We start from the raw sequence: 12645 nt of genomic DNA, 5'->3' as shown, positions 1-12645 counted from the left end.
CTGGTCGCCGACGCCTCGTCCGGTGGCCTCTCCGACGCCTCGTCCGGTGGCTCCCGGTGAGGGACTGAGGCCCGCCGGATTGCCGCCGGGCCTCAGGCCCCGGCCCGCAGTCCGCCGATGACGAGCTTCCAGACCGCCGCGAAGCGCGCGTCCGCCGTCGGCTCGGACCAGCTGGCCGCGAACACCGGGTCGTGGAAGGGCGCGGTGGCGTCGAAGACGGCCCGGGCGGTGTTGAGGATGTGCGCGGGCCTGAACTCCTTGCGCTCCACGCCGTCCTGGAAGATCTCGGCGATCTGCCGGACCAGGGTATCGATGTGCGCGTCGACGACGGCGCTGTTCTCCTCGGCCAGCACCAGGTAGGTGGCGAACAGCTCCGGATCGTCCAGTGCCTTCTTGCGCTTGGCCGCGAACAGGGTGGTCAGCCAGTGTTCGAGGCGCTCGGCGGCGTCGCCGGCCTCGTCCTTGACGGCCGTCAGGTCGTGGTGGGCCTGGTCCAGCCAGCGCTGGGTGACCGCCTCGCGCAGCGCCGCCTTGCTGGGGAAGTGGCGGTAGACGCTGCTGTGGCTGACGCCGATCTCCCGGGCGACGTCCACGACGGTGGCCTTGGCCGGGCCGAACCGCCGGAGGACTTCCTCCGCCGCGATCAGGATCTGCTCGGCGGTGAGTGCGGTGTCCGTGGTCACGGGGCCGTCCTTAGGGTCGTGCGGTCAGGGTGGTGCGGAGGGTTTCCGCTGGTCAGCGTCGGCTCGGTCAGCGCTCGCTGTCCAGGCGTGCCATCTGCGCGGCAGCGTACCGGTCGCCCGCCGCGGCGCCGGCGGGGACGGCGGCCTCGATGGCGGTGAGGTCGGCCGGGGTGAGCGTCACGTCCAGGGCGCCGAGGGCCTCGGTCAGCCGGTCCCGGCGGCGGGCGCCGATCAGCGGGACGACGTCCTCGCCGCGCGAGGCCACCCAGGCGATGGCGACCTGGGCGACGCTCGCCCCCTTCGCGTCGGCGATCGTGCGCAGCGCCTCCACCAGGGCGAGGTTGTGGGCCAGGTTGTCGCCCTGGAAGCGCGGGCTGGCGCCGCGGAAGTCGGTGTCGGCGAGCGGGCGGTCCGGGTTCCAGTGGCCGCTGAGCAGGCCGCGGGAGAGCACGCCGTAGGCGGTGATGCCGATGCCGAGCTCCCGGGCGGCGGGCAGGACGGAGGCCTCGATCGAGCGGGTGAGCAGCGAGTACTCGATCTGCAGGTCGCTGATCGGGTGGACGGCGGCGGCCCGGCGCAGGGTGTCGGCGCCGACCTCGGACAGGCCGATGTGGCGGACGTGGCCGGCCTTGACCAGGTCCGCGATGGCGCCGACGGTCTCCTCGATCGGGACCGACGGGTCGAGGCGGGCCGGGCGGTAGACGTCGATGTGGTCGGTGCGCAGCCGGCGCAGGGTGTAGGCGAGCGCGGTCTTGGTGGCGGCCGGGCTGGTGTCGTAGCCGAGCCACTGGCCGTCGGGGCCGCGCTGGGCGCCGAACTTCACGCTGATCTGCACGCTCTCGCGGTCGCGGCCGCGCAGCGCCTCGTGGATCAGCAGCTCGTTGTGGCCCATGCCGTAGAAGTCACCGGTGTCGAGGAGGGTGATCCCGGCGTCGAGGGCGGCGTGGATGGTGGCGATGCTCTCCGCCTCGTCGGCCGGGCCGTAGAGGTCGGACATGCCCATGCAGCCGAGGCCGAGGGCGGAGGTGAGGGGGCCGGAGGTGCCGAGGGTGCGCTGTGCGGGGCGGGTGGGCGAAGTCATGGGGTACTCCAGAGGCAGGTGCGGTGCCGAATGACGGGGGCAGTGTGACCCGGATCTCACTATGCCACGACAGCGAACAGATTTCAAAATCTGTTCGCTGTCTTTTGTCATCTGTTCGCGGCGTCGCCCCGCCCGGCCCCCCGTTCCGCTCGGAGTCAGGCGTACGGCCCCGGCGAGCGCAGCAGGTGGGCCCGGGCGGGCGGCAGGTTGCGCCACACCGTGCGCCGGCCCAGCCCGTACGTGGCCTCGAAGCGCCGCAGCAGTCGCACCACCGCCCGGTGGCGGGCGCCCTGGCGGGGGCCCGAGACGAGGGTGCGCGCGGTCGTCGTGCCGAGGTAGCCGAAGTACGTCAGCTCGCCTCCGGGGGCCAGCAGCCGCAGGTAGAGGTCGAGGATGTCCCGGACCAGGGCCGGCTCGAAGTTGGTGAACGGCAACCCGGACACGATCACGTCGTACCGCTCGCCGACGCCGGCGCGGTCGGTGCCGACGGCCTGGTCGGTGTCGCCCTCCGGTCCGGCGTCCGTCGCCCCGGTCGCCTCCGGCAGCTCCTCCACCCGGCAGGCCGACAGCCGCAGTTCCACCCCCGCGGGGCGTGCGGCCAGCACCGGGTCCTCGCGCAGCAGGTCGGCGAAGCGCGGGTTCGCCTCGACCACGTGCAGCCGGTCGCCGGGGCGCAGCACCCGGGCCAGCCGACGGGTCACCACCCCCGTCCCGGCGCCGACCTCCAGGACCGAGATCGGCCGGTTCGGCCGGCTGGTGGCCGGCACCACCAGGGCGTTCACCAGGTCCGGCCCGCTCGGCGCCAGCGCGCCGGTGTCGTGGAAGGTGCGCAGCGCCTCGGCGAGGAACAGCAGGCGTTCCCCGCCGTACCGGGCGCTGTCCGGAGAGCCGTACGAACTGCGCTGCTGCGAAGGGGAGTCGGGGCGGAGGTGGAGCTGCTGTTCGGTCGTCATGCCGTCGACGCTAGGGAGGGCGCGACCGTACGGAATCGGCCGGTGAGCGGCGCCCACCCCCGACCAAAGTCGAGGGTGCGGCTGCCCGGGAGAAGGGGGTCCGCGCCGTCGCCCGCCCGTAGCATCGAGCGGGCGGATGCGAACGGTCACACGGGACTTGAACGGGCGCGACGGCCGGGCGGAGTCGGAGGGGAGGAGCCCGATGCGCACAGGACTGCTCGACTGGTACGGCCCGGACCGCCGGCCCTGGGTGGACACCCTGCTGCTGCTCGGCATCCTCGCCCTCGCCGGGGAGGAGGGGGTCTTCCAGTGGCTGCACGCCGACGGCTGGCTGCGCCTGCCCCGGACGGTGGTGGCCGCGCTCGCGGCGCTCTGCCTGCTGTTCGCCCGCCGGTATCCCGTCGCCTCGGCCGTCCTGCCGGTGCTCACCGGCGGACTGTTCAACCGGGCCTTCCCCGGCCTGTTCAGCGTCTTCCACCTAGCCTCCCTCGGTCGGACCGGACCGGCGGCGATCGGCGGCGCGCTGATCGCCGTGCTCAGCGTGACCAGGGCGGAGTCGCTGGTCGGGTGGGCGGGCACCACCGGTTCCCAACTCCTCGTCCAGGCCGCCACACTGGCCTTCGGCCTGTGGCTGCACGGTCGGCGGATGCTGATCCGCACCCTGCACGCCCAGGTCGAAACCCTGCGCCGGGAGCGGGAGTTGCGCGCCGAACAGGCCAGGTCCGCCGAACGGGCCCGGATCGCACGGGAGATGCACGACGTGCTGGCGCACCGGCTGAGCCTGCTGGTGCTGCACGCGGGAGTGCTGCGCGACCAGGCCCTGGCCGGCACCGTCGCGGCCGACCCGGACCGGCTCACCCACCGCCTGGAACTCCTCCGCACCACCGCCGCCCGCTCGCTCGACGATCTGCGGGACGTCCTGGGCGCCCTGCGTGCCGATCCGCCTGATCCGCCCGAGTCGTCGGAACCCCCGGTGTCGTCGGCGGCTTCGGTGCCGTCGGTGCCGCCCGTCGTGGAGGTCCGCCCGCCCGCGCCGCCCGGCCCGGTCGGCGTCCCGGTCCGCGTTCCGGTCCGCGTCCCGGCTCCCGCCCTGCGCGACCTCACCGAACTGGTCGCCGAGGCGCGGCAGGCGGGACAGCAGGTCGAGCTCTCCCTCTCCGGTGATCCGGAGTCGGTCCCCACCACCCACCGGCTCGCCGTGCACCGGGTCGTCCAGGAGGCGCTGACCAACGCCCGCAAGCACGCGCACGCCGCACCCGTCACCGTCCGGGTCGGTTACGGGGACCCGGCGACCACCGTCGAGGTCCGCAACGGTCCGGGCCTGGCCTCGTCGAACGGGCTGGGCGGTGGGGGCGGGTACGGGCTGGTAGGACTCGGTGAACGGGTCGGTGCGCTCGGCGGCCACCTGGACGCGGGCCCGGACGGGACCGGTGGCTTCCGCCTCTCGGCCCGGCTGCCCGCGCCGAACCGCCCCCCGCAGACGGTGCCGCCGCCGGACCCCGGCCCGACCGCCGCCGACGTGAGTTCGCGGCCGAAGCATCCGGGGGCGATGGGGCCGGGGGCGAGGGGTCCGGAACCGAAGAAGCCGCAGCCACAACCTCCGCACCGACAACCGCCACTGCCGAAGGACGCCGCATGATCCGCACGATGGTGGTCGACGACGACGCTCTGGTGCGCCTCGGGCTGGTCGACCTCCTCGCCCAGGACCCGGCGCTGACCGTGGTCGCCGAGGCCGCCGACGGACTGCAGGCCGTCGAGCTCGCCCGCGGTCGCCGGATCGACGTCGCACTGATGGACATCCGGATGCCCCGGCTCGACGGGATCGCCGCCACCCGACGGCTGCGCCAACTCCCGGACGCCCCACGGGTCATCGCGCTGACCACCTTCGACCTGGACGAGTACGTGTACCAGGCGCTCGCCGCCGGGGCCGACGGCTTCCTGCTCAAGGACACCCCGCCCGCCGAGATCGCCCGGGCCGTCCACGTGGTCGCGGCCGGCCAGGGGATGCTGCACCCCGTGGCCGCCCGGCGGCTGATCGACCGGTACCACCGGGTCGGTGCGCCCCGTTCGGTGGCCGCCCGCGGCCGGATCGCCGGCCTGACCCCGCGCGAGACCGACGTGCTGCGCGAGGTCGCCGACGGGCTGTCCAACGCCGAGATCGCGGGCGTGCTGGGGATGCGGGAGAGCACCGTCAAGGCGCACGTCAGTCGGATCCTGACCACGCTCGGGGTGGCCAATCGGGTCCAGGCGGCGCTGCTCGCACGGGATGCGGGACTGGTCGGGGACGGCGCCTGACGGCGGGCGCTCGCGAGGGCAGGGTGGGGCGCAGCGTCGGACGGTGTTCATGCGGACGTTCCCCGGCCTTCGGTTCGGGCCGCGCGGCGGGCTCCCCTGAGCCGTCGCGTGCCTCCGGTTCGTACCGCCTGCTGAGCCGTTGTCACCCATCCGGCGTGGAAATGCCGTGCCTTGGCGCTTTGCGCTGCCGAACCCGGGCGGCGGGTCCATGGTGGAGATGGGCGCGATCCGGCGACCGCGCCCCGCGCGTCGATCCGGGTCCGCCCGTCGGGCGCCCGCCGCTCCCGCCGGCGGGCGCCCGAATCCGGGGCCCGTACCGGCACGCTGGGAGCAGGGCCACCTCGCAGGAAACCGAACGGTTCTTCTAGGCTCACATCTCGGCTTCCCTGCGGCGGTCCGGCCACTGCGCCCGCCATCAGGAAGCCGCCGTCCACGGGGCTCCGGGTGGACCGGGGCCACCGGATCGAGCGAGGAGGACGTCAATGCCAAGCACGCCGCCCAGCCGTTCCACCGCACTTGGGCCAGACGGGCCGTTCCGACGGGCCGTCCGCCATCCCGGCCGACCGGTGCGGTCCGGCCGGGTCCGGTGCCCGGGCGGGGGCGGTCGGCCGGTCCGACCGCTGAATATCGGCTGCGGCCGCGGAGGCGAGCGTTGAGTCCCCAGATCGTCGGGTCGCCGGCCGCACAAGGTGCCGCCGCGGAGCCCGATCGCGTACCGGTGACCGTTCCCGCCGCCGCTGACGGGGAGGCCGTGGGCGCCGGGGGTGCCCGGGCCGTGGCCGGTCCTGCGGCAACCGCTCCGGCCGGCGTCGCTCCTGCCGCTGCTCCCGCCACTGCCGTTCCTGCCGCGGCTCCGGCGAACTCCGCCACCGTCGGTGCCGCCACCAGCACCGCCACCGCCGGCACCGCAGGCACCACGGCCTCCGGCACCACCGCGGCGCTGCCCGGACTGCCGCAGGCGCTCAGCGCCCGGGCCCGCACCCTCGCCGGTGCCGTCCGACGGCGCTGTACCGACCTGGCCCGGATCGAGTCGCCGAGCGGCGACGCGCCCAGACTCGACGCGCTCGCCGAGGAGTTGGCCGCCGGATTCCGGGCCACCGGGGCCACCGCCCGCCGGGAACCCGGGCCGGCCGGCGACCACCTCGTGCTGGAGTGGGAGGGACGGGACGAGAGCCTTCCGCACCTGCTGATCGTCGGGCACCACGACACGGTCTGGCCGGTCGGCACCCTGGCGGACTGGCCGGTGGCCGAGCAGGACGGGCGGCTCACCGGACCCGGTGTGGTCGACATGAAGGGTGGACTCGCCATCCTGGAGGGCGCGTTGGCGCTGCTCGCGGACCTCGGGCAGCGGCCGCACCGCACCGTGCGGTTGGTCGTGGTCTCCGACGAGGAGGTCGGCAGCCCGGACGGGCGACGCCTGGTCGAGCGCCAACTGCGCGGCGCGGCAGCGGTCGTGGGGCTGGAGCCGCCGCATCCGGACGGTCGACTGAAGACCGCGCGCCGTGGTAGCACCCGGGTGCGGCTCACCGTCACCGGACGGGAGGCCCACGCGGGCAACGACTCCCACGACGGGGTGTCGGCGGTGGACGAGCTGGTCGACCAGCTGGTGCTGGTCCGCAGCCTCGCCGGTCAGCCCGGCACCGAGCTCAACGCCGGTCGGATCAGCGGTGGTTCGCGGGCGAACGTGGTCGCCGGACGGGCCGAGGCGGAGCTCGGCCTGCGGTTCTCCACCACCGAGGCGCAGCGCCGTACGCTCGACAACCTCGCCCGGCTGACCGCACTGCGCCCGGGCGCGCGGGTGCGGACGGAGGTGCTCTCCAGTCGCCCGGCCTGGCCCGAGCGGACCGGCAACCCGCTGCTGCGACACGTGCGTTCGCTTGCCGCGGTGCTCGGGCAGCAGCTGGACGGCGCCCCGGCGGGCGGGGCGGGGGACACCAACCTGCCCGGTTCGCGCGGACTGCCGACGCTGGACGGCTTCGGGGCGGTGGGCGCCGGTGCCCACGCCCGGCACGAGTACATCCGGCTGGACCAGCTCGCGCCGCGGATCGCCCTGCTGGCGGCACTGCTGGCCGTGCCGCTGCCGCGGCTGCGGGACCGCGGGGAAGGGTGAGCGGGGGCGGGCGAGGGCCCGCGTCGGCAGCCGACGGGTAACGGTCGGCGGGTAACGGTCGGCGGGTAACAGCTGACGGGTAACAGCCGACAGCCGACGGATAACAGAAGACGGATGACAGATAACAGATAACAGCTGACAGATTTCAGAGTCTGTCAGCTGTTATCTGTTTTTTGTTCGCCGTCGCCTCCCCTCGCCATCCCTTGCCATCCCTCCGCCTCGCCGCGCAGAATGGTACCGACCGAACGGTCAGTCGGTAGTGAAGGCAGGAGAGGGGACCGTGGTGACAGCAGAGGTGGCCGAGGCGGTCCCGGCGCAGACGCCGGAGGACCGGTTCGACGCGGTGATCGCCGCCGAGCAGCGGATCGAACCCAGGGATTGGATGCCCGACGCCTACCGGGCCACCCTGATCCGCCAGATCGCCCAGCACGCCCACTCCGAGATCATCGGCATGCAACCCGAGGGCAACTGGCTCACCCGGGCCCCCTCGCTGCGCCGCAAGGCCATCCTGCTCGCCAAGGCCCAGGACGAGGCGGGCCACGGCCTCTACCTCTACGCCGCCGCCGAGACCCTCGGCGTCGACCGTGCCGAGCTCACCGAGAAGCTGATCAGCGGCCGCCAGAAGTACTCCTCGATCTTCAACTACCCGACCCTCAGCTTCGCCGACGTCGGCGTGATCGGCTGGCTGGTCGACGGCGCCGCGATCTGCAACCAGGTCCCGCTCTGCCGCTGCAGCTACGGTCCGTACGCCCGCGCGATGGTGCGGATCTGCAAGGAGGAGTCCTTCCACCAGCGCCAGGGCTACGAGCTCCTGATGACCCTGATGCGCGGCACCGAGGCCCAGCGCCGGATGGTCCAGGACGCCGTCGACCGCTGGTGGTGGCCGTCGCTGATGATGTTCGGCCCGCCGGACGCGGACTCCCCGAACACCGCCCGCTCGATGGCCTGGCGGATCAAGCGCCACACCAACGACGAGCTCCGGCAGCGCTTCGTCGACATGACCGTCCCGCAGGCCGAGCACCTCGGCGTCACCCTCCCCGACCCCGCGCTGCGCCGGAACGAGGAACGCGGCGGCTGGGACTTCGGCGAGCCGGACTGGTCCGAACTGACCAGGGTCATCAAGGGCCAGGGCCCGTGCAACGCCCAGCGCGTCGACCGCCGCCGGGCCGCCCACGAGGACGGCGCCTGGGTGCGCGAGGCGGCCGTCGCCTACGCCGCCAAGCGCGCCGCCGAGCAGCCGCAGACCGATGCCGCCGAGCGGCCGCGCACCGATGAGGAGAACGCGAAGTGACCGAGTCCAAGGCAGGCTGGCCGCTGTACGAGGTGTTCGTGCGCCCCCGGCGCGGACTGAACCACGTCCACGTCGGCTCGCTGCACGCCGCCGACGACCGGATGGCCCTGCTCGCCGCCCGGGACCTGTACACCCGCCGCAACGAGGGCGTCAGCCTCTGGGTGGTCCGCTCGGACGCGATCACCGCCTCCACCCCGGACGAGCGCGACCCGTTCTTCGAGCCCAGCGGCGACAAGGTCTACCGCCACCCGACCTTCTACGACATCCCCGAGGATGTCCCGCACATCTGACGGGGGAGCCACCGTGCACGACCACACCACGCCCACCACACCAGCCGCGTCTGCCGCCGAGGACGACCACGTCTACCTCAGCCTCGCCGGAGCCACCCCCGGCCCGGAGGGCGAGGGCCGCTGGGCGTACGGGACCGGCTTCGCCGACCCGCTGCTCGGCGTGGACACCACCCTGCCCGCCGGCCTGGACGGCGCCGACCTCGCCGCCTACTGCCAGATGCTCGGCGACGACGTCCTGGTGCTCGCCCAGCGGCTGATCGAGTGGTGCACCAGGGCGCCCGAGCTGGAGGAGGAGGTCGCGCTCGCCAACCTCGGCCTCGACCTGCTCGGCCAGGCCCGCCTGCTGCTCACCCGGGCCGGCCAGGCGGACGGCTCCGGCCGGACCGAGGACGACCTGGCGTACTGGCGGGAGGACCACGAGTTCCGCAACGTCCGCCTGGTGGAGACCCCGAACGGCGACTTCGCCTACTCGGTCGCCCGGCTGCTCCTGTTCGCCACCGCCCGCGGCGCGCTGTACGAGGCGCTGGCCGGACACCCGGACCCGGTGCTGGCCGCGGTCGCCGCCAGGGGCGTCAAGGAGCTGGCGTACCACCGCGAGTACGCCACCGCCTGGACGCTGCGGCTCGGCGACGGCACGCCGTACTCGGCGGAGCGGATGCAGGTGGGGCTGGACGCGGTCTGGCCGCTGCTGGACGAGCTGTTCACCGCTCACCCGGTGGAGCTGCGGGTCGGGGTCGACCCGGCGACGCTGCGCGATCCGGTGCTGCGCGAGCTCGGCGCGGTCGTCGCCGAGGCCGGGCTGACCGTGCCGGACGTCCCGCCGCTGGCCACCGTGCTGGGCCGGGCCGGCCGGGACGGGGTGCACACGGAGGCGCTCGGCCCGCTGCTCGCCGAGCTGCAGGTGCTGGCCCGCGCACACCCGGGGGCGACGTGGTGACGGGCGTGGCGGAGGTCACGGTGGACGCCACGGCGGACCCGGTGACGGGCACGGCGGGCACGGCGGAGACGGCGACCACCGCCCGCGACCGGGCCTGGCAGGTCGCCGCGGCCGTCCCGGACCCGGAGCTGCCCATGCTCACCCTGGCCGACCTCGGGGTGCTGGCCGAGGTCGAGGTGGACGGCGGCAGCGGCACGGTGACCGCCTGGCTGACCCCGACCTACTCGGGCTGCCCGGCCGTCGCCGAGATGGCCGCCGACGTGGACCGCCGGCTGCGTGCCGCCGGGTACCCGGACGTCCGGGTACGGCTGCGGCTGGACCCGCCGTGGTCCACCGACCTGATCACCGCGGAGGGCCGTCGCAGGCTCGCCGAGGCGGGCATCGCCCCGCCGCACCCGACCTCGGCCGTCGCGGCCGGGTCCGCGCCCGGCCCGGTCGCGCTGACCCTCGGCCCCACCCGTACCGGAGCCGTGGCCCCGGTGACCTGCCCGCACTGCGGTGACGGCGACACCGAGGAGCTGTCCCGCTTCGGCTCCACCGCCTGCAAGGCGCTCTGGCGCTGCCGCGCCTGCCGCGAGCCGTTCGAACGCGTCAAGGAGATCTGAATGCCCGCCGCGACCCCTGTGACGGAGCCCGACGCCGTCCGCCCCGCCCGCCGCCCGTCCTTCCACCGGCTGCGGATCGACCGGGTGGAGCGGCTCTGCGAGGACGCCGTGGCGGTGGCCTTCGAGGTGCCGGACGGCCTGGCGGCCGAGTACGCGTTCCGGCCCGGGCAGACCCTGACCCTGCGCAAGGTGGTGGACGGCGTAGACGAGCGCCGCTCGTACTCGATCTGCGCCCCCGTCGGCGGGCCGCTGCGGATCGCGGTCCGGGAGGTGCCCGGCGGGCTGTTCTCGCGCTGGCTGGTGCGCGAGGCGCAGCCCGGCGAGGAGGTCGAGGTGCTGACCCCGTCCGGCCTGTTCACCCCCGAGCTCGGCGTCCCCGCCGACCACGTGCTGCTCGCGGCCGGCTCCGGCATCACCCCGATGCTGTCGATCGCCGCCTCCGTGCTGGCCGCCGACCGCCGCTCCACCGTCACCCTGCTGTACGGCAACCGGCGCAGCGACACCGTCATGTTCGCGGACGAGCTGGCCGACCTGAAGGACCGCTACCTGGGCCGGTTCCAGCTGGTCCACGTGCTCTCCCGGGAGACCAGGGACGCCGAACTGCTCAGCGGCCGACTGGACCCGGAGCGGGTCCGGGCGCTGCTCGCGGCGCTGGTGGACGTCGGCGCCGTCGGGCACTGGTGGCTGTGCGGCCCGTTCGGCATGGTCGCCGGGGCGAAGGAACTGCTCGCCGAACTGGAGGTGCCCGGCGAGCGGGTGCACCAGGAGCTGTTCCACGCGGAGGACGAGCCGCTCGCCGAACGCGACGAGGACCGGGACGGGCCCGACGGCGACGTCCTGGGCGCGCCCGGCGAGCGCAGCGAGGTCACCGTCGTCCTGGACGGGCGCGGCAGCACCCTCACCCTCCCGCGCGACCGCTCGATCCTGGACGGCGCCCAGCGCTCCCGCCCCGACCTGCCCTTCGCCTGCAAGGGCGGGGTCTGCGGCACCTGCCGGGCCCTGGTCACCGAGGGCGAGGTGGAGATGCGGCGCAACTTCGCGCTGGAGGAGAAGGAGCTGGCGGCGGGTTACGTGCTCACCTGCCAGGCCCGCCCGGTCACCGAACGGGTCACCGTCGACTACGACCGCTGACACCCGAGCGGCGCCGACCGCCGGCCCCTGACCGGTCTCAGACCGCGACCGGGGCCGCGACCGGCTCCTCGGCCGACTCCCCGACCGGCTCCTCAGCCGGGGCCTCGGTCGGGTCCCCGAGCAGCTTGACCAGGTCGTTGACGGCGGCGCGGCCCGCCCGGTTGGCGCCGACGGTGCTGGCGGACGGGCCGTAGCCGACCAGGTGGACCCGCGGGTCGGCGGTGGCACGGGTGCCGGTGAGCGCGATGCCGCCGCCGGGAGAGCGCAGGCCGAGCGGGGCGAGGTGGCCGACCTCGGGGCGGAAGCCGGTCGCCCAGACGATCGCGTCCACCGCCAGCTCCTGGTCGCCCCAGGCCACCCCGTGTTCGGTGAGCCGGTCGAACATCGGCCGGCGGTGCAGCGCGCCCAGCTCCTCCGCGCGGCGGTAGGCGACGGAGGGGCCGAGGCCGGTCACGCTCACCACGCTGCGCACCGGCAGGCCCTGGCGGACCCGCTCCTCGACCTTGGCGACCACCGCGCGTCCGTACTCGGGGGTGAACGGGCCCTCGTGGTAGACGGGTTCGGAACGGGTGACCCAGACCGTCTCGCCGACCGCGGCCACCTCCGACAGCACCTGGATCGCCGAGGCGCCGCCGCCGACCACCAGGACGCGGTCGCCCGCGAACTCCTCGGGGCCGCGGTACTCGGCGTAGTGCAGCTGCCGGCCCGCGAAGCGGCCAGGGTAGTGGGGGAGGAAGGGGCGGGTCCAGGTGCCGGTGGCGTTGATCAGCGCGCGGGTGGACCAGGTGCCGCGGTCGGTCTCGACCAGCAGCCGGGAGTCGGGGCGCTCGGACTCGGCGCGTACGGCGCGGACCGCGACCGGGCGTACGACCGGGAGCGCGTGCCTGGCCTCGTACGCCGCGAAGTACCCCGGCACCACCTCGCGCGCGCGGGCCTCGGGGTCGACCGGCGGGAGCTCGGCGTCCGGGAGGTCGTGGAAGCCGTGCACGGTGGCCATCCGCAGCGACGGCGAGCGGTGCGCCCAGGCACCGCCGGGGGCGGCGTCGGCGTCGAGCACGACGAAGCCGCCGTCGACGCCGTCCCGGTAGGGGGCGAAGCCGCGGCGGCGGAGGTGGTAGGCGGCGGACAGTCCTGCCTGTCCGGCGCCCACCACCAGGACGTCCACGCGTCGCTGACCGGCTGCGTTGGTTGCACCGTAAACAGTCACGCACGTGAAACATCGGGGGGTCGCTGCCTGTTCCCGTACCGGGGCGGACAGCGAGATCAGCG

Annotated in this window: 12 protein-coding genes; 8 read left to right on the top strand and 4 right to left on the bottom strand. The window is 74.6% G+C overall.

The genetic code is table 11. From position 1 onward, the window contains the following. Positions 1–92 precede the first annotated feature (92 nt). The 3 genes from ACIP4P_RS17450 to ACIP4P_RS17440 form a co-directional block, all read right to left on the bottom strand. Positions 93–683, bottom strand: coding sequence for a TetR family transcriptional regulator (locus ACIP4P_RS17450; RefSeq protein ID WP_400919238.1), 591 nt, complete (start codon positions 681–683; stop codon positions 93–95). A gap of 67 nt (positions 684–750) precedes the next feature. Beyond that, the gene (locus tag ACIP4P_RS17445; protein ID WP_400919235.1) at positions 751–1764 is read right to left on the bottom strand and encodes an aldo/keto reductase; all 1014 of its coding nucleotides are present in this window, start codon (positions 1762–1764) and stop codon (positions 751–753) included. Between the two features lie 155 nt (positions 1765–1919). After that, the gene (locus ACIP4P_RS17440) at positions 1920–2717 is read right to left on the bottom strand and encodes a class I SAM-dependent methyltransferase (protein WP_400919232.1); all 798 of its coding nucleotides are present in this window, start codon (positions 2715–2717) and stop codon (positions 1920–1922) included. A 202-nt stretch (positions 2718–2919) separates the two neighbouring features. Between ACIP4P_RS17440 and ACIP4P_RS17435 the strand changes: the two genes are divergently transcribed. The 8 genes from ACIP4P_RS17435 (at position 2920) to paaE (ending at position 11376) form a co-directional block, all read left to right on the top strand. Beyond that, complete coding sequence (locus tag ACIP4P_RS17435; RefSeq protein ID WP_400919229.1) at positions 2920–4356, top strand: sensor histidine kinase; 1437 nt, start codon at positions 2920–2922, stop codon at positions 4354–4356. Beyond that, on the top strand, positions 4353–5012 hold the full coding sequence (locus ACIP4P_RS17430) for a response regulator transcription factor (RefSeq protein WP_350513340.1): 660 nt from the start codon (positions 4353–4355) through the stop codon (positions 5010–5012). The genes ACIP4P_RS17435 and ACIP4P_RS17430 overlap by 4 nt, the downstream gene beginning before the upstream one ends. Before the next feature lie 775 nt (positions 5013–5787). Next, a complete protein-coding gene (locus ACIP4P_RS17425) occupies positions 5788–7122 on the top strand; it encodes a M20 family metallopeptidase (protein WP_400919225.1) in 1335 nt (444 codons plus the stop codon). A gap of 280 nt (positions 7123–7402) precedes the next feature. Continuing rightward, positions 7403–8413 carry a 1,2-phenylacetyl-CoA epoxidase subunit PaaA gene (gene paaA / locus ACIP4P_RS17420; protein ID WP_400919222.1) on the top strand — a complete coding sequence of 337 codons (1011 nt, stop codon included), beginning with the start codon at positions 7403–7405 and terminating at the stop codon, positions 8411–8413. Next, positions 8410–8703 carry a 1,2-phenylacetyl-CoA epoxidase subunit PaaB gene (gene paaB / locus ACIP4P_RS17415; protein ID WP_030056311.1) on the top strand — a complete coding sequence of 98 codons (294 nt, stop codon included), beginning with the start codon at positions 8410–8412 and terminating at the stop codon, positions 8701–8703. The genes paaA and paaB overlap by 4 nt, the downstream gene beginning before the upstream one ends. A gap of 13 nt (positions 8704–8716) precedes the next feature. After that, positions 8717–9640 (top strand): 1,2-phenylacetyl-CoA epoxidase subunit PaaC, encoded by a 924-nt coding sequence (gene paaC, locus ACIP4P_RS17410; protein ID WP_400919219.1) that lies wholly within the window; start codon positions 8717–8719, stop codon positions 9638–9640. Positions 9641–9681: 41 nt separating this feature from the next. Next, positions 9682–10245: a 1,2-phenylacetyl-CoA epoxidase subunit PaaD gene (paaD, locus tag ACIP4P_RS17405; protein ID WP_400919788.1), complete on the top strand. Its 564-nt coding sequence runs from the start codon at positions 9682–9684 to the stop codon at positions 10243–10245. Continuing rightward, positions 10246–11376 carry a 1,2-phenylacetyl-CoA epoxidase subunit PaaE gene (paaE, locus tag ACIP4P_RS17400; protein WP_400919216.1) on the top strand — a complete coding sequence of 377 codons (1131 nt, stop codon included), beginning with the start codon at positions 10246–10248 and terminating at the stop codon, positions 11374–11376. A 37-nt stretch (positions 11377–11413) separates the two neighbouring features. Here the strand turns inward: paaE and ACIP4P_RS17395 are convergent, their stop codons facing one another. Beyond that, entirely contained in the window at positions 11414–12541 is a 1128-nt protein-coding gene (locus ACIP4P_RS17395; protein WP_400919213.1) for an NAD(P)-binding domain-containing protein, read from the bottom strand. Positions 12542–12645: the final 104 nt, after the last annotated feature.

It is taken from the genome of Kitasatospora sp. NPDC089509 (assembly GCF_044749365.1).
GTDB lineage: Bacteria > Actinomycetota > Actinomycetes > Streptomycetales > Streptomycetaceae > Kitasatospora.
This window is presented reverse-complemented; position numbering and strand designations above follow the sequence as displayed.